Origin of the sequence: Chromohalobacter beijerinckii (assembly GCF_023061185.1) — a bacterium.
GTDB lineage: Bacteria > Pseudomonadota > Gammaproteobacteria > Pseudomonadales > Halomonadaceae > Chromohalobacter > Chromohalobacter beijerinckii.
Genome location: NZ_JAKGAK010000011.1, coordinates 1 through 24880, shown reverse-complemented (window position 1 = coordinate 24880; position 24880 = coordinate 1). Strand labels below are relative to the sequence as shown.

Here is a 24880-nt window from a genome sequence, read left to right as displayed (position 1 = left end):
CTTGATCATGATATGAGAGGCTCGAATGAACGACGCTGCAACGCCTGATCGATCGGTATCGCCGCCTATGAAGCGGCCCCTGCGCTGGCTATGGCTGGCGCTGCTTGTGATCGTGCTGGATCTGGGCAGCAAGCTGCTCGCCAGCACTTACTTGATCTATGCACAACCTGTCGAATTATTGCCGGTGTTCAACTTCACGCTGCTGCACAATACCGGCGCGGCGTTCAGTTTCCTGGCCGATCACTCGGGGTGGCAACGCTGGCTGTTCGCGGCCATCGCTCTCGCCGTGAGCATCGGCCTGACCGTGTGGTTGACGCGTCTCAAAGCCGATGAACGGCTGTCGGCCGCGGCGATTGCGTTGGTGATCGGTGGTGCGTTGGGGAATCTCTACGATCGTCTGGTGCATGGCTACGTGGTCGACTTTCTGTCGTTTCATTGGCAGGGAAATTACTTCCCCGCCTTTAACTTGGCCGATACCGCCATCACCTTGGGGGCCATTGGCTTGATTCTGGCCTCCCTGCGTGACGGCCGACGAAACACGGCAACATCCGATAAGAGAGACCCCCATGAGTGAGTACCGTATCGGCGATGGGATGGAAGTGACGTTGCATTTCACCGTCAAACTGGAAGACGAGACGGTGATCGATTCCACCCGTGACAAGTCACCGGCGACGTTCCAGGTCGGCGATGGTAATCTGCCGCCGGGGTTCGAGACCCCGCTCAAGGGCATGACCGATGGCGAGACCGGTCGTTTTACCATTACTCCCGAGCACGGCTTCGGCCAGCACAATCCGCAGAACGTGCAGCGCCTGCCGCGCGACCAGTTCGACGACGAGCTCGAGGTCGGCACGATGATGTCGTTCACCGACCCGGGCGGCGGCGAGCTGCCCGGCGTCATCGCCGAGATCGACGAGCGTAATGTCGATGTGGACTTCAATCACCCGCTGGCGGGGCGTACCCTGACCTTCGAGGTGGAGGTGATCGAGGTTCGCCCGGCCACGACCCATTAAGTTTTGACGGGCGCACGCCGCCCATCGATACGATGCCACGGCGCATCGAGGCGAGGTAAGCATGCAAATCAAGCTGGCCAATCCACGCGGTTTCTGTGCCGGCGTAGACCGCGCCATCGAGATCGTCAATCGCGCGCTCGATGTGTTCGGGCCGCCCATCTACGTGCGTCACGAAGTCGTCCACAACCGCTTCGTGGTGGATAGTCTGCGCGAGCGCGGGGCGGTATTCGTCGAGGAATTGCATGAAATCCCCGACGACGTGATCGTCATCTTCTCCGCCCACGGCGTGTCGCGTGCGGTCCAGGAAGAGGCCGAGCGGCGTGGACTGCGTATCTTCGACGCCACCTGCCCGCTGGTCACCAAGGTGCATATGGAAGTCCTGCGCTACGCCAAGCGTGGTCAGGAGTGCGTGCTCATCGGGCATGCCGGCCATCCCGAGGTCGAGGGCACCATGGGACGTTACGATACCTCCTTCGGCGGTCAGATCCATCTCGTCGAGGACGAGCAGGACGTGGCGAGCCTCGAGGTCAACGACCCTGACCGGCTGGCATTCGTCACCCAGACCACGCTGTCCATGGATGACACCTCAAGGGTCATCGACGCCCTGCGTGAGAAGTTCCCGCGTATCGACGGGCCGCGCAAGGACGATATCTGCTATGCCACGCAGAATCGTCAGGACGCGGTGCGTGAACTGGCTAGCGAAAGCGGCCTGGTGCTCGTGGTGGGCAGCCCCAACAGTTCCAATTCCAACCGCCTGCGCGAATTGGCCGAGCGCACCGGCACGCCGGCGTATCTGATCGATACCGCCGAGCAGATCCGCCCCGAATGGGTAGATGGCGTGGAAACCATCGGCATCACGGCCGGTGCCAGCGCACCGGAAGTCCTCGTGCAGGCGGTCATCGACCGGCTCAAGTCGCTGGGTGCCGAGGACCCCAATGAACTGGCCGGGCAGGCGGAAGACATCGTCTTCTCCATGCCCAAGGAACTGCGTGAGCAGGTGATCGCCAGCGAGTGAGAGGTACCACGCCTTCGATGTGATGTGAGCGTTACAATTCGTTGCAAAGTACGCTACATTGGCAAAGCGCATGGGGTATCGCCCCATGCCGCGTACGTAACGCGCCGCTTCACTGATCAGGAAGTCGTACGTGCCGCATCGTGCTTATCGCCTTCGCCACGTGTCGCATAGCCGTGGTTTCTCCCTCCTCGAATTGCTGATCGTGCTGGTGATCTTTGCGATCATGGCAAGCATCGCCGTGCCCAGCTTTCAGTCCTTGCGCCAGCAGCAACAGCTCACCGACGCCAGCAATGAACTAGTCGCCGCGCTGCGCCTGGCGCGCGGTGAAGCCATCATGCGCGAGGATGAGGTCACGCTGTGTGCGAGTGCCGACGGGGCGACATGCGGGGGCGACGACTGGGCAAAAGGTTGGCTATTAAAGGCCACTTTTGATGATGACACGAAGGCAAAAGACACGATCGCCGTCCATCAACCGTTTCCCGAGCGACTCGACATCGCTGATAACCCCTCGCCACCTGCCAGCTTGAGCTTCGATGAACTTGGATATCCCGGCGGTGGCACCGAGTGGCGTCTCAGCCATGCGGGACTGTCGGACGGCGCCTCACGCCAAGTGTGCTTGACGATGACCGGACGAGCTTATGTCGCCGAGCCGGGCGAGGAGTGCGGCTCGTGATGGCACTGCCGATGCAGCCCCTCCCTCGTGCCCAACGCGGCTTCGGTCTGATCGAAGTGCTGGTGGCGCTGACCATCCTCTCCATCGGCATGCTGGGGCTCGCCGCGATGCAGCTCACGTCTTTGCAGTCCGCCCGCGAGAGTCTCAATACGACAATCGCCACCATCATGGTCCGAGACATGAACGAACGCGCCTGGGCGCAGCAGGATGAAACTTGTGAGAATCTTAAGGGCCCTGAAGGGCTTTTGAGTAAGTGGCAGGGCGATGTCGCAGCCCTAGGCGAAGGTACGCAGGTACTTTTGCCTGGCGCAACCGCCAATAAGAGTGCCCCTTTTTCTGACAATAACAATGAATATGGACGCTATTATACTCTGACCGTTGAGTGGGGCAGTGAAGACGATAACACCGTGGAACTTGTCACCTTCTTGCCATGCGAGGAGCCAGCGGATGAATAACCAGCATCGCCAACGAGGCTTCACGCTGATCGAAATGATGATCAGCATGTTTCTTGGCTTGATCATCCTCGGCGGCACGATCACGGCGTACCAAGCGATCAGTAGTGTTAGTGAGCAGCGGGATAACAATTACAAGCTGCAAGACGAGCTGATGTATATACATCGGGCGCTCGCTTCTTCCGTCAAGGTGGCGAAGGAAATCGAAGTAAGTGATGAAGGAAGTCGGCTCACATTGACGTCGTTTAATTCGACGGCAAGTGATGGTATTAAAAAAATAAAATGTCCAGGGGCGGGGGCTGATCAAAATGGGCAAAGCTCTGCAGGGTCGGTAAGTTATTATGCTGATGGCGCCGATTTTTTGTGTCAGCCTGGAAATGGTGCTAAAAGTAAGAAGATCGTTAATTTATCGTCTGGAAATGTGGCGGGAATAGAGTCAATCCAATTTTGTCGCTTATCCGCTACAGGAGAAGATACAAAAGAGTGTGAGACGGGTCAGAGCCCAAGAGGTGTCGTCGTAGTTATCAATTACTATGATCATGGTTGTGAAGAATGCTCTAGTAAAAGTGTGTCCTTCCATCTGGCTAAGCGTGATCTTACTTAGGCGTTAGGAGTAGGAAGATGAAGGCATCGAAACAGTCCGGGTTCGTGCTCGTTGTGGGAATGCTGCTGCTGACGGTGGCGTCCGGGGCTGTTATTTCCAGCATGTCTGTCAAGAAGTATCAAGAGCGCCAAGCCGGTAATTATGTACGCACCAATAATTACGAGGCGGGCGCGGACGAGGCTTTTTGGCGATTTGAAAATAATGATAAAAGTGCTGGCTTAGATAAAGAGAAAAGTTGGAAGGTCGAAGTTGAGAATAAGGTGGGCGAGATTCTTGAGGGTAAGGAGGTTGAGGGCAAAAAGTCTATCATTTCGTATGAAGACCATAAAGGCCTTCTTTCGTTGTCCGCTGATGAGCGCAAAAGTAGGGCTCAGGATGATGCGAAGGGTAGCGATAAAGAAAGCAAGGGTAGCAATGAAGAAGAGTCTGGCGATGAAGATATAAAGTACGCCTTTACTCAGGCTGGCATTAAAGAGGTCGTAAAGCTCGAAGGCGATAGAGTAAAGGTGATTTTTTGGGGGGTAAGGGGTTTAAGTGATAGTGATGGTGAGTTTAGTGGTAAAAGTGGGCAAGATATTCTGAGTGCCGTTTATTCTATTGGTAGTTCTCCTGGTCCTTACCAAGATGCATTGGTTGGCTGTGACGGGGTTAACGCATCAGGCGGTGGGGTTATTGATAGTTACGATTCCCGTGATGGAAAGTACGGTGAAAATGGTAATGCTAATAAAAGTAATGCCACAATAAAATCCAGTTATAAGAAAGAGGGTTCTCAGGAAGGCGATATCGTCCTGAGTAGCGGGCAGCCGGTCTACGGAGATGTAGAGTCTGCGGGGCGAATCGTCGTCGGTAACTCCGGCACGATCCATGGCGATCTGAAAGCGGACGGAGATATCGTGATTCGTAATGGCGGGGCTGATATTCAAGGCGATGTTAGCAGCCGTGGGTCGGTCGAGATGGTGAATGGAGGCAGTGTTTCTGGAAATATCCGCGCCAATGGTGATGTCACGATTAATGGTGGCGGTGCGAATGTTGGGGGGAATGTCGCCTCACGCAAGGCGGTGCGCTTGACCAGTAGCGGGCATGTGCAAGGTAACGTCGAGGCAAACAAGGAAATCGTCACCGGCAACTGGAGTTCGCGCATCGATGGCAATGCCACCGCGCCGGTCGTGCGCACGACGAGTAATCGCGATGTGGCCGAGCAGGTGGGGGGAGCTATCAAGCCCGCTTCGCCGGACGTTGCGGAAGTACCTGAAGTCGTTACCGAGCCCACTGAAGGGGAGGATGGACAACAAAGCTGTGAAGCGTTTACCACGAGCGATGGGGCGACGATCAGCGACTTGACCGATGCGCTGGAACCTTACGCCTCATCGGGAAGCCTATCGATTGGTGGTGGCAGCCAGACTTATACGCTGACGCCGAATGGGCTCCAGGTGTCGTCTGATCGTAATAACAACAGCGTGCCGAATCCCGAGCGCTACAAGGTCTCACGCGACGTCCCGGTCGATGGCATCTTTCCCGAGCCCACCAACGTCCTTGTGCTGGACAGTTTTTCGCTGAATGGCAGTGCCAACTTCGTCGTCGATGGCGGTGATATGACGCTCTACGTCAAAGGCGATGTCGATATTGGCGGCGGTGCCACGTTCAGCGTCGCCGAGGGCAGTTCGTTGAAGATCGTCACCGAGAAGGGGCGTTTCAACCTGAGCAGCAATCTCAATGTGGCGTCTGACAGCCCGACTGACGACGACGGCAATCCAATCCTATCTCTCTACTCGACCTATAACGATGAGGGTGCCAGCGGCTGGAACGCCGGCGTCAATATCACCGGAGCCTCCGCATTCAAGGGCACCATCTTCGCGCCTTACAGCACCGTCAATGTTGCCGCTGGGGGGGGATTGTATGGTGCCGTGAAAGGACGGCGTGTCGAGGTTTCCGGCGGTGCCGGCATTCACTATGACGAAGCACTGATGGAGTCGACCGTTGGTCCGGGCGGTGGAGGAGACGACGGTGACGGAAGTGGTGACAACGGCGATGATAACTCCAGCGCCTCCGGTTGGTCTCTAGAAGGCTTGTCATACGGCAACGCGGACTGAGTCATCGCGCGCAGGCAGTGTCACCATCGGGCAGGCGCTCGATGCGTACCCGGCCGCCACGGCTCAGCACGATCCGCCGTGCCGGTGTCGTCGCCTTGGCCGTGCATAGATAGAAGCTGCCAATCTGAAAGCTGCCGGAGGCACGAATCGAGTAGCCGTTCGACGCGTAACGCACGTAGCGACGCAAGGGCTGATTGGCGTGCAGCCGGAGTCCGCCGGGTGGGGCGCCACCCGCGCGTAGTGTCGGCTCCGAGGGCGATTGCTCGCCATCGTCGTCGCGATCGGCGAATATGCGCCAACCCTGTTCCCAGCCATCTGAATCACTCACCATCATCACCGGCACGCCTTGGCGAATAGCCTCACTGCGCGCGTAATAGAGCGCCTGATAGAGCGTATGGCTGGCGGCCTGCAAGCGTTGATCGCGTAGCACATGACCCATGGCGGGGACGCCCTGGGTGGTGAGCAGGCCGACAATGACGATGATCACGAGCAATTCGAGCAGTGTCATTCCTCGCATGTGCCGCGATTTTGGATGCATCGATTGCCTTACTTTATATTAGTATTTACTTTGTTTGTTTATAAAGTAGTCTTGGCAGTCGAGCAAATACGATGAGGGCAACACATAGGGGCGCGCGGTCACGGCATGGATGTACGCCGGGTTTCAGCTTGATCGAAGTGCTGATCACGCTGTTCATTTTATCTTTCGGCATGCTGGGTTTGACGGCTACACAGACCCAGGCACTGCGTGCCCAGCGGCATGCCGATGCCGAGTCTCAGGCGGTGCAGCGGGTGGGGGCCATGCTCGAACGCTTGCGCATCGACCGTCACGGCGCGCTGGCCGGTGCCTATGATCAGCCGTGCAGTGACGACCCCGGCAACGCCGCATCGGCCCAGGTAAGTGCCTGGCTGACGGGACTGGTTAGCGCGCTGCCCCAGGCGCAAGGCTGCATCGAGGTGACGGGCGATGACGATGTGGCGACGGCGATGGTGAAGGTGGTCTGGCGATCGCCGCGTGTGAGCTGGAGTGATGACGATGGGCAGCGGCAATATCGATTACAGACCCGACTTTGAGCGACCCACTCCGGGGCGGCGCCGTCAAAGCGGGGTGTCGCTGATCGAGTTGATGGTGAGCCTGGCGCTGAGCATGATCGTGCTGCTTGGCGTCATTGACCTGTTCATTGCCTATCAGCATCAGTACCGCTTGCAAACGCAACTGGCCCAGGTGCAGGAGAGCGGTCGCTTCGTGACTGACGTGCTGACACGGGAGCTACGCAAGGCGGGGTATGCCGAATGGCAAAAGGCGCAGACCTTTCCGGCGACATCGCAATTTGCCCAGGGCGCTATCGTGGCGGGGAACGGCAGCACCTTGCGGGTCCGCTATTACGGCAGCACGGATGAGCCTCTGCAGGATTGCCTGGGCGGGGGTCTCGAGAGTGCTGACATCACGCGGGCGACGCTATCGCTGAATGCCTCGCAGGGGCTGGACTGCGCGGTGGATGGCACGTCTCCCCAGCCGCTCGATGCGAATGTCGAGGCCATGGCGCTGCGCTATTTCGTCGAGGGTCGTTGGCGTCGTGCCGCGGGCGTCGGCGATTGGGCCAGCGTCAAGGGTGTGAGCATCGAATTGCTGGTGGCCTCGCGGCAGGATGGACTCGTCGACACGGCATCATCCTATGTCTTCGATGGCGAAACCGTCACGGCACCGGATCGTCGCCTGTATCGGGTGTACGCCACGAGCGTGGCTCTGCGTAATGTGGCATCCCCGCCGCTTGTCACCTCGCAGGGTGACACGTCATCGTGAACGTCAGCGGCCCCTCTCGGGAACGGGGCATGACGCTGATCGTCGCGCTGATTCTGCTGATGGCGATGACGGCGTTGGGACTCGCCGGCTTGCAGGGCGCGGTCCTGCAGGAGCGCATGGCGCGCAACGTCATGGATCGACAAGTTGCGTTTCAAGCAGCGCAGGCAGCACTCAAAGAAGGCGAATGGCGATTGCGTCATGCGGATTACACACTGCCCGACGCCCAAGGCGACTGCACGGCGCCTGATTGCCTGATGCCACAGGCGTCGCATGCCAGCCAATGGTCGGCTGCTCGTTGGCGACGTGACGGCGTGGCCTATGGCGATAGCGGGGCACCCATGCCTCTCGATACTCACGAGCCGCCTTGGATGACGCTGACTGTCCTGACGAGCTCGTGTTCCGAGGCCGACGCGCCCTGCCAAGCACGTATCGAGGTGACCGCGTTCGGCTGGGGTACACGCCAGGTAACGCATGCGGTACTCGAGCGCCGCGTTACGCTGATGTTGCCTCGCGAGTCAGGCGAGGCATTGATTCAAGCCCGCCAGGCGCAGGCCGATAATGACGACACGCGCGTTACCCGTTCTCCCGAGGGGCCCACTCGTCCGGCGTGGCGCGAGGTCTTGCGCTGAGTACCTTGCGTTGAACGTCTCGTTTTCGTTTTCAGGAGTCCATGCCATGCATCGAGCCCGCGGTTTTACCCTGATCGAGCTGATGATCGTCATGGTCATCATCGGGATCTTGGCAGCGATTGCCATTCCCTCGTACACCGATTATGTACGCAAGGCGCAACGGACCGACGCCCAGGCCACGCTGACGCAGTGGGCATACCGGATGGAGCGTCAGTACACGCAAGATAATCTCTACGATACCGATGGCGCGAAGCAGGAGAAAAGCGACGCGTACAAGTTTGAAGCCCTGCGAAATCCTAATAAAGAGAAGGGCAATGGTTTCCTGCTAAAGGCCATACCGATCAATAGCCAAAGCGGGGATCAATGTGGCGTGCTGAAGCTGTACGATACCGGGCAAAAACAGCCAGAAAAATGCTGGTGACACATTGAGAGTCAAGCAATGGCAGGCGCTGCCTTGCTGAGCGTCGCATGATAGATTGCGGGTTTCGCCAGCCAAGAACGAGTGCCCGTGTGAGTGAATTCTTGATCGCTGGAGGCGGCGTCATCGGCATGATGACGGCCCTGCAACTCGCCGACGCTGGCCGCCACGTCACCCTGCTCGAACGCGGCGAATGTGGCCGCGAGGCCTCCTGGGCCGGTGGCGGCATCGTCTCCCCGTTGTATCCCTGGCGCTATAGCGCGCCGATTTCCGCCTTGTCGCGTTATTCCGAAGGCGCCTATCCCGAATTGTCGCTGCGCCTGCTGGAAGAAACCGGTATCGATCCCGAGTATCGCCAGCGAGGGCTCCTGTATCTGCGTGTCGATGATGAGCCTCAGGCGCTCGCGTGGGCGCGCGAGGTTGGCAAGCCCCTGGAACGGGTCGGAGCGGAGACGATTTACGCCAAGGAGCCCAATGCCGCGCCCGGTTTCGACTCGGCGCTGTGGATGCCGACCTTGGGTAGCATTCGTAATCCGCGCTTGTGCAAGGCGCTGAGGGCCCGCCTGCAGGCGATGCCTAACGTCACCCTGCGCGAGCATGTCGAGGTCGAAGCGCTGGATGTGGCGGATGGACACCTTCGCGGCGTTCGGACATCGGCGGGACATGAAGCCGCCGAGCGCGTAGTGGTATGTGGCGGCGCCTGGGCCGGCCAGCTGCTGGCGGGTATCGGTGTAACACTGCCGGTGCGTCCGGTGCGTGGGCAGATGATTCTGTTCAAGGCGTCGCCCGGATTGGTCGAGCGCGTGGTGCTGAAGGATGGCCGTTACGTGATTCCGCGTGGCGATGGGCGTGTCGTTGCCGGCTCCACCTTGGAAGAGGTGGGTTTCGATCAGCGTACCACCGAGACAGCAAAGAGCTCGCTTTACGATAGCGCGCTGTCGATCGTGCCGGCGCTGGCCGAGTGCCCGGTGGAGCATCACTGGGCCGGCTTGCGCCCCGGTTCGCCGGATGGCGTGCCGTCCATCGGCGCGGTACCCGGCATCGAGGGGTTATGGGTCAATGCCGGCCATTATCGCAATGGCTTGGTGCTGGCGCCGGCGTCGACGCGTCTGCTGGTCGATCAACTGCTGCAACGCGCGCCGGTGGTCGATCCCGCCCCCTACCGGCTAGGTGGCGTCTGACGACAAGGCGTTTTGCCAGCGAGCCGGCGTTGCGTGACAATACAGCCATGAGGCCGTCTCGACGGCAGTTTCCACAGCCAATCGCAATGAGAGAGGCGCTTTCCGCTCATGCAAGACCTGACTCTGGTGATGGCCCAGCTCGACCCGCTGGTGGGCGATATTCCCGGCAATACCGCACAGGCCATCGAAGCCGTGCGCGAAGCGCGCATCGAACACCGCGCCGATGTGGTGGTCTTCCCCGAACTGTTCCTGACCGGTTATCCGCCGGAAGACTTGCTGCTGCGCGAATCGATGGAAACACGCCTGGAAGAGGCGCGTGCGACGATGGCGCGCAAAGTATCGCGAGACGTGATGGTGGTCATCGGCTATCCCGGCAGGCGCGATGGCCGGCTGCATAACCTGGCGGGCGTGTTGTACAACGGCGAATGGCTTGGCGAATATGCCAAGCAGGCGCTGCCCAACTATCAGGTATTCGACGAGCAGCGCTATTTCACTCCGGGGCACTCGCCGCTGGTCGTCGAGCATGGCGGCGCCAAACTGGGCATCCTGGTTTGTGAGGATCTGTGGGACGGTGCTCCGGTGACGCAGAGTGTCGAGGCCGGCGCCGATATCCTGATCACGCTCAATGCCTCGCCCTATCACCGCGACAAGCCGCTCGAGCGCGAACGGTTATTCGCCCGTCGTGCTCAGTCGGCCGCGCGGCCGCTGGTCTATCTCAACCAGATTGGTGGCCAAGACGAGCTGGTCTTCGATGGAGGCTCGCTGGTGCTCGACGCCCAGGGCGAGGTTGCGGTACGTGCGCCGTTCTGGGAAGTCGGCTTGATGCCGGTACGCTTTACCGACGCTGAAGGCGCATGGGCGCCCGAGGCCGGCGAATGCGAACCGCTGCTGGCGTCGGAAGAAAGCCTCTATTGTGCACTGGTGACCGGGCTTCGCGACTACGTCAATAAGAGCGGCTTTCAGGGCGTGGTGCTAGGGCTTTCAGGGGGGATCGATTCCGCCCTGTCGCTGGCCATCGCAGTCGATGCGTTGGGCCCCGAGCGCGTGCAGGCGGTGATGATGCCCTATCACTACACGGCGGATATCTCCAAGGCGGATGCGGCCGCGCAAGCCGAGTTGCTCGGCGTGCATTACGAGGTTATGCCTATTGCGCCGATGGTGGAAGCTTTCACCTCGACGTTGGAAGAGAGTTTCGCCGGGACTGAGCGCGATACCACCGAGGAGAACCTGCAATCGCGTTGCCGGGGCGTACTGTTGATGGCGCTTTCCAACAAGAAAGGGCTGATGGTGCTGAGCACCGGCAACAAGAGTGAGATGGCGGTGGGCTATGCCACGCTGTATGGCGATATGGTGGGTGGCTACAACGCGCTCAAGGACGTCTACAAGACATGGGTGTATCGCCTTGCCAAGTGGCGCAATGCGCAGGAGCCGGCGATTCCCGAGCGTGTCATCACGCGCCCGCCTTCCGCCGAGCTTGCACCGGGCCAAGCGGACAGCGACTCCTTGCCGGGTTACGACGAGTTGGACGCTATCCTCGAGCGTTATATCGAAGGCGATATGAGTGCCGAGGCGATCATCGATGCCGGTTTCGCCAGCGAGGATGTCTACCGGGTCGTGAAATTGGTCGACCGTAGCGAATACAAGCGGCGTCAGGCGCCGGTGGGGGTTCGCGTGACCGCGCGCGGTTTCGGGCGCGATCGTCGTTATCCCATCGTCAACGGCTGGCAGCCGGGGGAATGACCCCGGCTGTCGCCGGGGAGCTATAAGAAGGAAGAGCGGCGCTGCGCGCCTGGAAGCTGGAAGAATCGCTATCTGCCAAGACAGGTGTTTTTAGCGTTTGATTTTTCTTCCAGCTTACCTCTTATGACTTACAGCTCCCCGGAGGGGCGCCGTTAGAGCGTCAGCGGCTTGGCGTCGACATGCTCGGGCTCGAAAGTCTTGCCATCGAGGCGCGCATTGTCGGGGTCGTTGTCGATGAGCGTCTGCAAGGCGTCGCGTGCCCGCTCGGGCATGTTCAGCCCCATGTAGCCCTCGACCATGACTGCCAGGGCGTCGCGTGTGGCAGGTGTTTGTGGGTAATGTTCAAGCACCCACTTGCCGCGATTGATCGCCGCCAGGTAGGCGCCCTTGCGAAGATAGAAGTCGGCGACTTGCAGCTCGTGACGCGAGAGCACGTTGCGCAGATAGACGATGCGTTGACGCGCGTCGGCCGCGTAGGGGCTTTCCGGAAAGCGCCGGACTAGCTCGCCGAAGTCGACATTGGCATCGCGAGTAGCGCCCAGGTCACGCTTGGAGATATCGATCAGCTCGAGCCCTTCGAGGCTGAAACGCCCGGCTTGATACGCCGCGAGGCCGCGCATGTAATACGCGTAGTCGACCTGCTCATGATCGGGGTGCAAACGAATGAAGCGGCTGGCGGCGGCGCGCGCCTGCTCCCAGTCCTCGGTCTGATAGTACGCGTAAATCAGCTCCAACTGGGCCTGCTCGGCGTAACGACCGAAGGGGAAGCGGGTATCCAGCGCCTCGAGACGTGTCACGGCGGTGCTGTAACGCCCGGCATCCAGTGACTCTTGAGCTTGCTGATAGAGATCCTGCTCTTGTATATCCGGGGCCGGCTCGTTGCTGGCGCAACCGGCGAGCAGCGCGCCACTAAGCAGCAACGCACCGAACGTGCCAAGTGAAGGGAATCGCATCGTCATCCTCGTTCAACCAATACGGGGCGGCCGTGCTAGAATCCGCCAGTTCGGAGTCACTATAAAGCAAACGCCCCCGGTGGCGAAATGGAACCGAGCATTGCCATGGCAGATACCGTGCAGCGAGAAGAACGCGTCCCCGAAACGATGGCGGGCCAGCGTCTGGACCAAGCCGCCTCGACGTTGTTCGCGGACTTCTCCCGCGAGCGCCTCAAGGCGTGGATCAAGTCGGGGGCGCTGACCTGCGACGGCGCGTCCGCGCGCCCCAAGGACAAGTTGCGCGGCGGCGAGCAACTGACGCTCGAGGCCACGCTCGAGGAAGACACGCGCTTCGCGCCGCAGGCCATGGCGCTGGAGATCGTCCATGAAGACGATGACGTCATCGTGATCGACAAGCCAGCGGGGCTGGTCGTGCACCCCGCCGCGGGTAATCCTGACGGGACGCTGCTCAACGCGTTGCTGCATCATGCGCCGGGGCAGATGCAGCTACCCCGAGCGGGCATCGTGCACCGGCTCGATAAGGATACGACCGGTTTGATGGTGGTGGCCAAGACGTTATCGGCGCATGCCTCGCTGGTCGAGCAATTGCAGGCGCGCACGGTGTCGCGTGAATACGATGCCGTGGTGACCGGCAGGATGACCGCAGGGGGCCGTGTCGATGAACCGATCGGGCGGCATCCCAAGGATCGTAAGCGCCAGGCCGTTACTCCCTCGGGCAAGCCGGCGGTGACACACTACCGCGTGGTGGAGCGTTTTCCTTCCCATACGCATGTCCGCTGTCGTCTCGAAACCGGGCGTACTCACCAGATCCGCGTGCATTTGGCGCATCGCCGGTTTCCATTGATCGGCGACCCGGTCTATGCCGGTCGCCTCAAGATGCCTGCTGGGGCCACCGACGCATTGAAGGACGTGCTGCGCCATTTTCCGCGTCAGGCGCTGCATGCTCGCAAGCTGGCCTTCGTGCATCCCGGTACGGGCGAGGCGGTGGAGTTTCGCGCGGCGTTGCCGGACGATATGCTGATGTTGCTGGATTTTCTGCGCGACGCAGCCGACACGCACGCTGAGTGAGCCTGTCATGAGCGAACGTCCCACCTTGATTCTGCCCGATTGGCCGGCGCCGAGCACGGTCGGTGCCTTCGTCACCACACGCGAGAGCGGCCCCAGCCAGGGCGCCTTCGCGTCCTTCAATACGGCGCATCACGTAGGCGACGATCCCGTGTCGGTCGACCGCTGCCGCCGCCTGTTGAGTGCCGAGCTCGACGACACCCGTCCTTTGTTATGGCTGAACCAGGTGCATGGTGCCACCGTCCAGCAGGACTACCGTACAGAGTTTGCCGAGCAGCCGCCGCGAGCGGACGCCTCGGTGGCCTTCGACACGGGGTATGCCTGTGCCGTGCTGACCGCCGATTGTCTACCGGTGTTCTTCTGTGATCGCCAGGGCACGCGCGTGGGCGTGGCGCACGCCGGCTGGCGGAGCCTGGCGGGCGGCGTGTTGGAGGCCAGCGTGGCGGCTCTGGGGCAGTCACCGGACGAGCTCATGGCATGGCTGGGGCCAGCGATTTCCAAGGCGCAGTTCGAAGTCGGCCCTGAAGTGTTCGAAACCTTCGTGGCCGTGCAGCCCGAGGCGGAAAGCGCCTTCGAGCCCAGCCCCTATCGCCTCGGGCACTATATGGCAGATATCTATCGCTTGGCGCGGTTGCGTCTCGAGCGGCTGGGCGTCGGTCATATCGGTGGCGGCCACTTCTGCACCGCCTGCGAGCCGCGTTTTTATTCCCACCGTCGCGACGACGGCCACACCGGTCGCATGGCCAGTGTGATCTGGTTGCGCTGAATGGCGCTTCGTTTCCGACCCCGGGTCTATCGAACGTCGGAACGATTTTTGCACGCCCTGCCTTGAAACGCCTCGAGCATACCTCCATTGATGATGTCAACATAAGATGATCGTGCGGCGCGCCGATGGCGTGTCGCGATGAAGGAGGGGTTCGATGCGTATCGATCGCATGACCAGTAAATTGCAAAATGCCCTGGGTGAGGCGCAGTCCCTCGCGGTGGGGCGTAGTCATAACCAACTCGATCCCGGCCATGTGCTGATGGCGCTCGTCGAGGCGCAGGAAAACGGCATCAAGGGCTTGGTGCAGAAGGCCGGCGGCGATGTCTCGCGCCTGCGTAACGGGCTTTCTCAGTATCTCGACGATCTGCCGCGCGTCGGTCAGTTCGATGGCAATGTGCAGCTTTCCTCGGCGTTGTCGCAGTTGTTCAATCTCGCCGACCGCGAAGCCCAGCAGCGTGGCGATCAATACATCGCCAGCGAGCTGGTGGTGCTGGCGGCGCTGGAAATGAAAACCACCATTAGCAAGGTGCTCCAGCAGGCCGGTCTGGACGTGCAGTCCGTGCGTAGCGCCATCGACAGCTTGCGCGGCGGTAACAAGGTGGATGACGCCTCGGCCGAGGAAAGCCGGGAAGCGCTGGACAAGTACACCATGGACCTGACCCAGCGTGCCGGGGATGGCAAGCTCGACCCAGTGATCGGCCGCGACGACGAGATCCGTCGTACGATCCAGGTGCTGCAGCGGCGCACCAAGAACAATCCGGTATTGATCGGCGAGCCTGGCGTGGGCAAGACCGCCATCGTCGAGGGTCTGGCCCAGCGCATCGTCAACGGCGAGGTGCCAGAGGGGTTGAAGGACAAGCGCGTGCTGTCACTCGACATGGGGTCGTTGCTGGCCGGTGCCAAGTATCGCGGCGAGTTCGAGGAACGCCTCAAGGCCGTGCTCGGGGAGCTTGCCAAGGAAGAAGGTCGCGTCATCCTGTTCGTCGATGAATTGCATACCATGGTCGGCGCCGGTAAGGCCGAGGGTGCGATGGATGCCGGTAACATGCTCAAGCCGGCATTGGCGCGAGGCGAATTGCACTGCGTCGGGGCGACCACGTTGGACGAGTATCGTCAGCACATCGAGAAGGATGCGGCGCTCGAGCGGCGCTTCCAGAAGGTGCTGGTTGATGAGCCCAACGAGGAAGACACCGTGGCGATCCTGCGTGGCCTCAAGGAGCGCTATGAGGTGCATCACGGCGTCGATATCACCGACGGCGCGATCATCGCTGCGGCCAAGCTGTCGACGCGCTATATCACCGACCGGAAATTGCCCGACAAGGCCATCGACTTGATCGACGAGGCGGCCTCGCGGATTCGTATGGAATTGGATTCGATGCCCGAGGAGATGGACCGCCTCGACCGTCGTCTGATCCAACTCAAGATGGAGCGCGAGGCGCTCAAGAAGGAAACCGACGAAGCGACCCGCAAGCGGCTCGATTCCCTGGAGGCGCAGATCGACGAACTGAGCCGTGAATATGCCGATCTCGAGGAGGTCTGGAAGGCCGAGAAGGCCAGCATCCAGGGGGCGGCGCAGTTCAAGGCGGAGCTCGAACAGGCGCGCATCGATCTCGAGGCGGCACGCCGCCAGAGCGATCTGGGGCGTATGTCCGAGTTGCAGTACGGGGTGATTCCCAAGCTCGAGCAGCAGATCGCTGAGGCCAGCGAGCACGAGGCGGATACCGCCAAGCACCAGCTGTTGCGCTCTAACGTCACCGAGGAGGAGATCGCCGAGGTGGTCTCGCGCTGGACGGGCATCCCGGTGTCCAAGATGCTCGAGGGCGAGCGCGACAAGCTGCTGCGCATGGAAGAGGCACTCCACGAGCGCGTCATCGGTCAGGATGAGGCGGTGACCGCCGTGGCCAACGCCGTGCGCCGTTCGCGCGCCGGATTGGCCGACCCGCATCGTCCCAATGGATCGTTCCTGTTCCTGGGGCCCACCGGGGTCGGCAAGACCGAACTGTGCAAGTCGCTGGCCAACTTCCTCTTCGATACCGAGGAGGCCATGGTGCGTATCGACATGTCCGAGTTCATGGAGAAGCATTCTGTGGCGCGGCTGATCGGCGCACCGCCGGGCTATGTCGGCTATGAGGAAGGCGGTTATCTGACCGAGGCGGTGCGCCGCAAGCCCTATTCGGTGCTGCTGCTCGACGAGGTCGAAAAAGCGCATCCGGACGTATTCAACATCCTGTTGCAGGTGCTCGAGGATGGCCGGCTGACCGATGGACAGGGGCGCACGGTGGACTTCCGTAACACGGTGATCGTGATGACTTCCAACATGGGCTCGGACATCATTCAGCGCATGGGCGGCGATGACGCCGATTATGCCGTGATGCGCGATGCCGTGATGGGGGTGGTGGGCGATCATTTCCGTCCGGAACTGATCAACCGCATCGACGAAGTGGTGGTGTTCCACGCCTTGGGGCAGGAGCAGATCCAGTCCATTGCGGCGATCCAGCTAGAGCGGCTCCAGGCGCGCCTGGTCGAGCGCGAGATTCGTCTCGAGGTCAGCGACGACGCCCTGGCACAGCTGGCGGTGGTAGGCTTCGATCCGGTCTTTGGCGCGCGACCGCTCAAGCGTGCCATCCAGAGCCGGATCGAGAATCCACTGGCGCAGGAATTGCTCGCCGGGCATTTCGCGGCGGGCGACACCATCCGCGTCACCACAGAAGACGGCCACCTCGTCTTCGCCAAGTAACGCGAGCGGCCCGGAACTCCGGGCCGCCCGATGCTCTCACCATACACGGTCGCGTCCTGACCGTCTTCCCGCCCGCGACATGCTGTGTCGCGGGTTTTTTGTGCCTCTCTTCTGGGGCAGCGCCTTCAGGCTCGATTACTCCTGCGGGGAAAGTTTGCGTTGCAGCTTTTCGAGGGAAACGCCTTTCGTCTCCGGCATCAGGAAGGCAACGAAGGCGATCTGCAGCACCATCATGAAGGCGAAGAAAGCAAACACCGGCCCGCCGTTGAAAACGCCCAACACCCAGGGCGTGACCAGCGTGATCGCGGCCGCGAAGAACCAGTGCGTGAAGCTGCCCAGCGACTGACCGCGGGCGCGTTCGCGATTGGGGAATATCTCGGAAATGAAGACCCAGATGACCGTGCCTTGGCTGATGCCATGTGCGGCGACGAAGAGGCATAGCTGAAGAGGAATCAGCGCGCCGCCCAAGTTATCGGTAAAGAACGCGTGCGAAATGATCGATAGCGAAATGATGTAGCCCACCGAGCCGATATACATCAACTTGCGACGGCCGAAGCGGTCGATCAGCGCCATGCCGATCATGGTGAAGATCACCATGACTAAGCCGATGCCGGCGGTGGAGAGCAAGGAAGCGCTGGCGCCGAGCTGTGCCGACTCGAGAATGCGTGGCGCGTAGTAGAGCACGAAGTTGATACCGGTGAACTGATTGAAGAAGGCGATCAAGAACGCCAGCGTGATCGGCAGTCGATAGCGGTGCGAAAAGAAGCGGGAGTGAACCTTGTTGTCTTCGCGGTCGGCGGTTTGAATCTCCTCGATTTGCACATCGACATCGCGCGTGGCATCGACCTGGCGCAGTATCGCGGCGGCGCCCTGGGTGTCGTGGCGATTGAGGATCAACCAGCGAGGGCTCTCGGGTACCTTGAACAGTGCTAGGGTATAGACGAGTGCCGGTACGGCTTCGATACCGACCATCCAGCGCCAGGCATCAGCGCCGAGCAAGCTGCCGAGAATCGCGTTCGAGACGTAGGCCATGAAAATGCCGAACACCACATTGAACTGATAGAGCGCTACCAGGTTGCCACGCCGTTCGGCTGGCGCGATCTCGGAGATATAGGCCGGCGCGGCGACCGATGACATGCCCACGCCGAACCCACCGATCAGGCGGAAGAAGGAGAACCAGAACGGGTCGGTGGCGAGCGCAGAGCCCACGGCCGACACGAAATAGAGGACGCCGATCGCGAACAGTGTCTTGCGCCGTCCCAGGCGGTCGGTGGGCCAATTGCCGAAGATCGCGCCCAGTACCGTCCCCCATAGCGCCATCGACATGATGAAGAGGCCGTGTTGGAGATCGCTGAGTCCCCAGAGTTCTTGCACGGGTCTGTCCGCTCCGGAAATCACGGCAGTGTCGAAGCCGAAGAGGAAGCCCGCCATGGCGACGAAGACGGACCATTTCAGGATGGGCGACATGAGCGACTCCTTTGCAGTGTGGGTGAATCCATTCACTAACCTATGAAGCTTAACCAAAATTACAGCAGCGATGACTTAATAATGCCGTCGGTAAGCATTCAACTTTAGTGGATGAACGATGCACTAAGGGGAGATTGCGAAGCGCTGCCGGGCGCGTATGAGCGTCGGAGGTTGACAGCTCGGGGGCGCTGATGGAATCTAGGTGATTCCTGATTGCGGGCGCAGCCATTGACGGGTGATCCCCGGCCGCTGCGTGAAGGGTAGGTTGAAAAATGCCTCTACCCGCCTGTCGAAGGAGATCAAGGGTATGGGCCAAACGCCTGTTCCCGCCAACCCCGACACGGCGATCTGCCGTGCCAGGAACCGCTCGGACCAGCCGGTCTCGGTGGTTTCTATGAGTGCGGGTCCCCACCCCGGGCCCAGAGCCAGGATTATGGCATCAGGTGCCGGCGCAGCCGGCAGCGGCGTACCGCCGCATCGACACTCCACTGCCCGTAACGCGGCGGTGGAATGGCACTCGTTATCTCCAGGGGAGAACTACCAGTGGAATTGCTTTCCGGCGCCGATATGATCGCCCGCTTCCTGCAGGATGAGGGCGTCGAGCGTATCTACGGCTACCCCGGTGGCGCAGCGCTGCATATCTATGATGCGTTGTTCCGCCAGGACAAGGTTAAACACATCCTCGTTCGTCATGAACAAGCTGCCACCCATGCCGCCGATGGCTACGCCCGTGCCTCGGGCAAGCCAGGTACGGTGCTGGTCACATCCGGCCCCGGCGCGACCAACGCCGTGACTGGCATCGCCACCGCCTACATGGACTCGATCCCGATGGTGGTGCTGTGTGGTCAGGTGGCCAGTCATCTGATCGGTGAAGATGCCTTCCAGGAAACCGATATCGTTGGCGTGACGCGCCCTATCGTGAAACACAGCTTCGCCATCAAGCACCCTTCGGAAATCCCCGAGGTGCTCAAGAAGGCGTACTATCTTGCCGCGACCGGTCGTCCCGGACCGGTGGTGGTGGATATCCCCAAGGATATGACGGCGCCCACCGAACGTTATGAGTACGTCTATCCGAAGAAGGTCAAGATCCGTTCCTATAACCCGGTCACGCGGGGCCATACTGGCCAGATCAAGAAAGCCGTGGACATGATGCTCAAGGCGCGGCGCCCGGTGTTCTATACCGGCGGCGGAATCGTTACCAGCGGCGCGAGCGAAAATCTGACGGCGTTGGTGAAGCGCCTGGGCTTCCCTATCACCACCACGTTGATGGGCATCGGCTCCTATCCGCAGACCGATGCGCAGTCGTTGGGTTGGCTGGGCATGCACGGCAGCTATGAGTCCAACATGGCCATGCATCATGCCGATCTGATTATCGCCATCGGAGCGCGCTTCGACGACCGAGTGACCAATAACACCTCGAAGTTCTGTCCCACGGCCAAGATCGTGCATGTGGATATCGACCCCAGCTCGATCTCCAAGACGGTGCGCGCCGATGTGCCGATCGTGGGACCGGCGGATAGCGTCATCAATGAAATGATCAGCCTGCTGCAAGGCCGGGAAATGGCTAATGCCGAGGCGCTGCCGGAGTGGTGGACGACCATCGATGGCTGGCGTGCCGAACGCGAAGGCAAGCTCTACGAGGCGTCTCAGCCGGGCGAGCGCCTCAAACCGCAGGAAGTCATCGAAGCGGTGTATCACATCACGCGTGGTGAGGCCTTCGTGACCACCGATGTCGGCCAGCACCAGATGTTCGCAGCGCAATACTACAAGTTCGACAAGCCCAATCGCTGGATCACGTCTGGGGGGCTGGGCACCATGGGCTTCGGTTTTCCGGCGGCAATGGGCATCAAGCAGAACTTCCCCGATGACGTCGTGGTGTGCTTCACCGGGGAGGGCAGCTTTCAGATGATGATGCAGGAATTGTCGACCTGTAAGCAGTTCGGCACCGGGGTGAAGATCATCAACCTCAACAACGGAACGCTGGGTATGGTGCGCCAGTGGCAGGACCTCAACTACAAGTCGCGCCATGCGCACTCGTACGTGGAGTCGCTGCCGGACTTTCAGAAGTTGATCGAGGCCTACGGCTTCACGGCGCTCAAGGTGGAACATCACGACGAGCTCGATGCGGCGCTGGAGCGCACGTTCGCCGACAACGACGAACTGGTGTTCCTCGATATCGACGTCGACCCCCGGGAACACGTCTATCCGATGCAGGTGCCCCTGGGCGCCATGCGTGACATGCTGCTTTCGAAGACGGAGCGGACCTGATGCGCCACATCATCTCGATCCTGTTGGAAAACGAACCCGGCGCCCTGTCCCGCGTGGTGGGGTTGTTCTCCCAGCGCAACTTCAACATCGAAACGCTCAACGTGGCGCCTACCGAGGACCCGAGCCTGTCGCGCCTGACCGTGACCACGGAAGGCGATGATCGCGTCATCGAGCAAATCACCAAGCATCTCAATAAGCTCATCGATGTGGTCAAGCTGGTCGATCTGACCGAGGGCAATCACATCGAGCGCGAGCTGATGCTGGTCAAGGTGAAGGCGTTGGGCGCGAGCCGCGACGAGGTCAAGCGTACGGTGGATATCTTCCGCGCGCAGATCGTCGACGTTACGCCGAGTGTCTACACGGTGCAGATCACCGGCGATGCCGGCAAGCTGGATGCCTTCGTCCAGGCCATGGCGCCGATCGGTATTCTCGAGGTCGCGCGTACCGGGGTATCGGGCATCTCGCGAGGTGACAAGATACTCAGCCTCTGAGCCTGTGCTCTTATGCCATGCCATTACAGGCCGCTCTCACGAGCGGCCTTTTTGGCTTTAAGGGGTCAAGGTTAGCGAATCTGCGACCATAGAGCCTTGACCAGCGGATTGCGCAGCTTCTTCTCGGTGACGCAGAGCCCGACCTCGTAAGGCGTTAACGCGGGCTCGACCTCGAGGGCCTGAATGCGCTCGGCCAATGGGCTGTTGTCGACCACGATCTGCGGCACTACGCCGACCCCGAAGCCCAGCCCGACCATGCTGACGATGGCTTCGTTGCCCGCGACCTGGGCATAGATGCGCGGCTTGATCCCCAGCTGGCGGAACCAGGCATCCGTTCGCTCGCGGGCAAGGCCCGACTCCGAGAGGATCATGGGAATGCTGCCCCAGCTGGCGGCGTCCGTCGTGGCGGTGAGGCCGGCCAGCCATTCCGGCATGGTACGCGGTGCTATGAACAACAGCGGCGACGTGGCGATTGGCTTGAATGCCAGCTGTGTGGGCAGGGTTTCGGGGCGCGCGGTGATCGACATGTCTTCTTCGCCGCTGAGGACGCGTGAAACCGCGCTGGCCGGGTCACCGGTATGCAGCTTCAATTCGATGCGTGGATGGCGCTGGCGAAACTCGCTGAGCAACTCGTAGAGAAAACTGTAGCTGGCAGTCACCGAGCAGTAGATGCTGATTTCGCCGGATAGTTCGCGGCTTTTCGCCATCAGCGAGTGACGAAATACGTCCCATTGCTCCAATGCATCGCGTGCATAACGCTGGAAGAGGCGGCCTTCATGGGTCAGGCGGACACTGCGGTTGTCGCGCTCGAACAAGGTAACGCCGAGCTGTGTCTCGAGTTGGCGGATCGTGCGGCTCAGCGTCGAAGGGCTGACGTGACATAACTCACTGGAGCGGCCAAAGTGCAGGGTATCGGCCAGGCTGAGGAACTGCTGGTAGGGACGAGTATCCATGGCAATATCATTTCAATTTTCGGCATACGGTATTGCAAATATAGCGTTTTACGCAACGCTTGGGGCTGGCGTAAGGTGACATCAAAGCGTCGCGGCAGACGACGCTCATGGCGGAAAGCCATCAACGCTGACACTTCATACGTTTCTTCTTCGATATCTGGAGTACGACATGCGCGTTTATTACGACAAAGATTGCGACCTCTCGCTGATCCAGGCGAAGAACGTCACCATCGTAGGTTATGGTTCCCAGGGCCATGCTCATGCCCATAACCTCAAGGAGTCCGGCGTCGAGGTCACTGTGGCGCTGCGCCCGGGCTCTTCGTCCGTGGCCAAGGCCGAAGATGCGGGCTTCAAGGTGGCCTCCGTTCCTGAGGCCTGCAAGACGGCCGATGTGGTGATGCTGCTGGCGCCCGACGAAAATCAGAAGGCGATCTACGAGCAGGATATCGCGCCCAACTTGAAGGAAGGTGCGACGCTGGCCTTTGCGCATGGCTTCAACATCCACTACAACCAGGTGACGCCGCGCCAGGACCTGGACGTGATCATGATCGCGCCGAAGGCGCCGGGTCATACGGTGCGCTCCGAGTTCGTGCGCGGTGCCGGCGTTCCCGACCTGATTGCCATCCAGCAGGATGCCACCGGTCAGGCCAAGGAGTTGGCGCTTTCCTACGCAGCCGGTATCGGCGGTGGCCGCAGCGGCATCATCGAAACGTCCTTCAAGGATGAAACCGAGACCGACCTCTTCGGTGAGCAGGCGGTGCTGTGCGGCGGTACCGTGGAACTGGTCAAGGCTGGCTTCGAAACGCTGACTGAGGCTGGTTACGCTCCCGAGATGGCTTACTTCGAGTGCCTGCACGAGCTCAAGTTGATCGTTGACCTGATGTACGAAGGTGGGATCGCCAACATGAACTACTCCATCTCCAACAACGCGGAGTATGGCGAGTACGTCACTGGTCCCAAGATCATCAACGAGCAGTCGCGAGAAGCAATGCGCCATGCCCTGAAGGACATTCAGACCGGCGAATACGCTAAGATGTTCATCAACGAAGGCAACAGCAATTATCCGTCGATGCATGCGCGTCGCCGCCTGAATGCCGAGCATCCGGTCGAGCAGGTGGGGGCGAAGCTGCGTGGCATGATGCCTTGGATCGCGGCCAACCAACTGGTCGACAAGAGCAAGAACTAAGCGCTGTCTGCGAGTCGTTATCGAGCGGGCGCGGCCAATTGGCCGCGCCCGTTTACGTTTTGGGTCGTCAAGGAGGCCGTCTGTCGACTAGGCTTGCAGTGTGTAAAATGTCGGAATGGCCCATCAAGGGCCGTCCCATGGCAACGGATGACTTTATATGACGCAAGAATCGGGCACGCCAGAATCGCCCAAGAAAGCCGACACCGAGGATGTCTCGGATGACAATTCGGCGTTTCAGGACGAAGACGAAATCATCGAGGAAACCATCGAGAACGGGAAGCGCGTGCGCCGGCGAGGCATTTATTTGTTGCCCAACCTATTCACGCTATCGGCGCTGTTTTCTGGCTTCTTCTCCATTATCGCGGCGATGAACGGCAACTTCTCCGGAGCCGCTATCGCGATTTTCGTCTCCATGGTGCTCGATGGGCTAGACGGACGCGTGGCACGGATGACTAACACGCAAAGCGCCTTCGGTGCCGAGTTCGACAGCCTGGCCGACATGGTTTCGTTCGGGGTGGCACCGGCTCTGGTCGCGTTCTCCTGGATCCTGCAAGACGTCGGCAAGATCGGTTGGATCGCTGCTTTTATTTTTGCTTCCGGGGCAGCCTTGCGCCTAGCTCGTTTCAATGTGCAAATCGGCAGTACCGACAAGAAGTGGTTCGTTGGCTTGCCGAGTCCTTCCGCCGCCGCACTCGTCGCCGGCTGCGTATGGACGCTGCATAAGTTCGACGCCGACGCCCTGGGTTTCAAACTGTTCATCGCGTTCGTCGTTGCGGCGGCAGGGGTATTGATGGTTAGTAACATCCGCTACCACAGCTTCAAGGAGGTCGATTTCAAGGGCCCCGTTCCCTTCGTCGTGCTGTTGGCGATTGTGCTCGCGTTCGTGGTGATTTCACTCGAGCCCTCGCTCATGCTGTTGATCCTGTTCGGCTGCTATGTGGTATCGGGGCCTCTGCTCGCACTCATGCGCAAAATGCGCTGAGTTCGTTCACACCCAGTGGCTACAAGGTGTGGTATTGGCTTATCCACACCCTCTTTTATGTGCCGCCTCGTTCAGGGTGTGGATAAGGCGAATAGCGGCGAGGTATAGCTGCCGCCAATCGAGCGGCAACTATTTTTAAATCGTCCCCTTGCGTTCAGCCGCTGTGGATCGTAAAGTACGCATCCGCTGCCGGCGACGGACCTCGTAGCCAGCGGTGGAGAGGTAGCGCAAGTGACTGACTTGCTTGAGAAATTCAAACCTTCGGGTGGCTTTCTCGCTTGACAGTGACGCCGAGTTCGGTAAAATGCGCCGCACCTCGAAAGGCCTCTGATATCGCCGCCGTATCGGCCGCTATCAGCGATTGTCACCTCGGCTAACGCCTTGACAATCACGGCACTA

The 24880-nt window shown here is 60.4% G+C and carries 24 protein-coding genes; 20 read left to right on the top strand and 4 right to left on the bottom strand.

The annotated features are described in order from the left end of the window. The first annotated feature begins 67 nt into the window (after positions 1-67). The 7 genes from lspA (at position 68) to L1075_RS09740 (ending at position 5844) form a co-directional block, all read left to right on the top strand. Entirely contained in the window at positions 68-574 is a 507-nt protein-coding gene (lspA, locus tag L1075_RS09770) for a signal peptidase II (RefSeq protein ID WP_378111809.1), read from the top strand. Continuing rightward, positions 567-1010: an FKBP-type peptidyl-prolyl cis-trans isomerase gene (fkpB, locus tag L1075_RS09765; RefSeq protein WP_246941647.1), complete on the top strand. Its 444-nt coding sequence runs from the start codon at positions 567-569 to the stop codon at positions 1008-1010. Before lspA ends, fkpB begins: the two co-directional genes overlap by 8 nt. 61 nt (positions 1011-1071) lie before the next feature. Beyond that, positions 1072-2025, top strand: a complete 954-nt coding sequence (gene ispH, locus L1075_RS09760) for a 4-hydroxy-3-methylbut-2-enyl diphosphate reductase (RefSeq protein ID WP_246941645.1) — start codon at positions 1072-1074, stop codon at positions 2023-2025. 130 nt (positions 2026-2155) lie between these two features. After that, complete coding sequence (locus L1075_RS09755) at positions 2156-2698, top strand: GspH/FimT family pseudopilin (RefSeq protein ID WP_246941643.1); 543 nt, start codon at positions 2156-2158, stop codon at positions 2696-2698. Next, complete coding sequence (pilV, locus tag L1075_RS09750; protein ID WP_246941683.1) at positions 2698-3153, top strand: type IV pilus modification protein PilV; 456 nt, start codon at positions 2698-2700, stop codon at positions 3151-3153. The genes L1075_RS09755 and pilV overlap by 1 nt, the downstream gene beginning before the upstream one ends. Continuing rightward, positions 3146-3754: a prepilin-type N-terminal cleavage/methylation domain-containing protein gene (locus L1075_RS09745; protein WP_246941641.1), complete on the top strand. Its 609-nt coding sequence runs from the start codon at positions 3146-3148 to the stop codon at positions 3752-3754. The genes pilV and L1075_RS09745 overlap by 8 nt, the downstream gene beginning before the upstream one ends. 17 nt (positions 3755-3771) lie before the next feature. Then, positions 3772-5844 carry a polymer-forming cytoskeletal protein gene (locus L1075_RS09740; protein ID WP_246941639.1) on the top strand — a complete coding sequence of 691 codons (2073 nt, stop codon included), beginning with the start codon at positions 3772-3774 and terminating at the stop codon, positions 5842-5844. A 1-nt stretch (position 5845) separates the two neighbouring features. Here the strand turns inward: L1075_RS09740 and L1075_RS09735 are convergent, their stop codons facing one another. After that, positions 5846-6361 carry a GspH/FimT family pseudopilin gene (locus tag L1075_RS09735; RefSeq protein WP_246941637.1) on the bottom strand — a complete coding sequence of 172 codons (516 nt, stop codon included), beginning with the start codon at positions 6359-6361 and terminating at the stop codon, positions 5846-5848. 92 nt (positions 6362-6453) lie between these two features. Between L1075_RS09735 and L1075_RS09730 the strand changes: the two genes are divergently transcribed. The 6 genes from L1075_RS09730 (at position 6454) to L1075_RS09700 (ending at position 11613) form a co-directional block, all read left to right on the top strand. Continuing rightward, entirely contained in the window at positions 6454-6915 is a 462-nt protein-coding gene (locus tag L1075_RS09730) for a prepilin-type N-terminal cleavage/methylation domain-containing protein (RefSeq protein ID WP_281504140.1), read from the top strand. Further along, complete coding sequence (locus L1075_RS09725) at positions 6878-7645, top strand: PilW family protein (RefSeq protein ID WP_246941635.1); 768 nt, start codon at positions 6878-6880, stop codon at positions 7643-7645. Before L1075_RS09730 ends, L1075_RS09725 begins: the two co-directional genes overlap by 38 nt. 29 nt (positions 7646-7674) lie before the next feature. Beyond that, positions 7675-8274 (top strand): pilus assembly PilX family protein, encoded by a 600-nt coding sequence (locus L1075_RS09720; RefSeq protein WP_246941633.1) that lies wholly within the window; start codon positions 7675-7677, stop codon positions 8272-8274. A 46-nt stretch (positions 8275-8320) separates the two neighbouring features. After that, a complete protein-coding gene (locus tag L1075_RS15740; protein ID WP_281504139.1) occupies positions 8321-8695 on the top strand; it encodes a type IV pilin protein in 375 nt (124 codons plus the stop codon). 89 nt (positions 8696-8784) lie between these two features. Then, on the top strand, positions 8785-9873 hold the full coding sequence (gene thiO / locus L1075_RS09705; protein ID WP_246941631.1) for a glycine oxidase ThiO: 1089 nt from the start codon (positions 8785-8787) through the stop codon (positions 9871-9873). Between the two features lie 108 nt (positions 9874-9981). Then, positions 9982-11613, top strand: coding sequence for an NAD+ synthase (locus tag L1075_RS09700; RefSeq protein WP_040239230.1), 1632 nt, complete (start codon positions 9982-9984; stop codon positions 11611-11613). A gap of 152 nt (positions 11614-11765) precedes the next feature. On the opposite strand, the gene L1075_RS09695 is transcribed toward L1075_RS09700, so the two are convergent. Further along, positions 11766-12566: an outer membrane protein assembly factor BamD gene (locus L1075_RS09695; RefSeq protein WP_246894774.1), complete on the bottom strand. Its 801-nt coding sequence runs from the start codon at positions 12564-12566 to the stop codon at positions 11766-11768. Positions 12567-12671: 105 nt separating this feature from the next. Between L1075_RS09695 and rluD the strand changes: the two genes are divergently transcribed. The 3 genes from rluD (at position 12672) to clpB (ending at position 17134) form a co-directional block, all read left to right on the top strand. Next, on the top strand, positions 12672-13634 hold the full coding sequence (gene rluD / locus L1075_RS09690) for a 23S rRNA pseudouridine(1911/1915/1917) synthase RluD (RefSeq protein WP_246941628.1): 963 nt from the start codon (positions 12672-12674) through the stop codon (positions 13632-13634). A 7-nt stretch (positions 13635-13641) separates the two neighbouring features. Next, complete coding sequence (gene pgeF, locus L1075_RS09685; protein WP_246941626.1) at positions 13642-14397, top strand: peptidoglycan editing factor PgeF; 756 nt, start codon at positions 13642-13644, stop codon at positions 14395-14397. A 154-nt stretch (positions 14398-14551) separates the two neighbouring features. Further along, a complete protein-coding gene (gene clpB / locus L1075_RS09680) occupies positions 14552-17134 on the top strand; it encodes an ATP-dependent chaperone ClpB (RefSeq protein WP_040239221.1) in 2583 nt (860 codons plus the stop codon). Positions 17135-17269: 135 nt separating this feature from the next. Here the strand turns inward: clpB and L1075_RS09675 are convergent, their stop codons facing one another. Beyond that, the gene (locus L1075_RS09675) at positions 17270-18601 is read right to left on the bottom strand and encodes a sugar porter family MFS transporter (protein ID WP_246941624.1); all 1332 of its coding nucleotides are present in this window, start codon (positions 18599-18601) and stop codon (positions 17270-17272) included. A gap of 543 nt (positions 18602-19144) precedes the next feature. Here L1075_RS09675 and L1075_RS09670 point away from each other — a divergent pair. Together L1075_RS09670 and ilvN are read left to right on the top strand one after the other, a co-directional pair. After that, positions 19145-20869: an acetolactate synthase 3 large subunit gene (locus L1075_RS09670; protein ID WP_040239217.1), complete on the top strand. Its 1725-nt coding sequence runs from the start codon at positions 19145-19147 to the stop codon at positions 20867-20869. Then, positions 20869-21360 carry an acetolactate synthase small subunit gene (ilvN, locus tag L1075_RS09665; RefSeq protein ID WP_075368568.1) on the top strand — a complete coding sequence of 164 codons (492 nt, stop codon included), beginning with the start codon at positions 20869-20871 and terminating at the stop codon, positions 21358-21360. The genes L1075_RS09670 and ilvN overlap by 1 nt, the downstream gene beginning before the upstream one ends. A 71-nt stretch (positions 21361-21431) precedes the next feature. Here ilvN and ilvY read toward each other — a convergent pair whose 3' ends face one another. After that, positions 21432-22313 carry an HTH-type transcriptional activator IlvY gene (ilvY, locus tag L1075_RS09660; RefSeq protein WP_040239213.1) on the bottom strand — a complete coding sequence of 294 codons (882 nt, stop codon included), beginning with the start codon at positions 22311-22313 and terminating at the stop codon, positions 21432-21434. Positions 22314-22482: 169 nt separating this feature from the next. On the opposite strand from ilvY, the gene ilvC reads away from it, so the two are divergent. Both ilvC and pssA read left to right on the top strand, forming a co-directional pair. Next, a complete protein-coding gene (gene ilvC / locus L1075_RS09655; protein WP_246941622.1) occupies positions 22483-23499 on the top strand; it encodes a ketol-acid reductoisomerase in 1017 nt (338 codons plus the stop codon). Positions 23500-23656: 157 nt separating this feature from the next. Beyond that, entirely contained in the window at positions 23657-24481 is an 825-nt protein-coding gene (gene pssA, locus L1075_RS09650) for a CDP-diacylglycerol--serine O-phosphatidyltransferase (RefSeq protein WP_040239209.1), read from the top strand. Positions 24482-24880 lie beyond the last annotated feature (399 nt).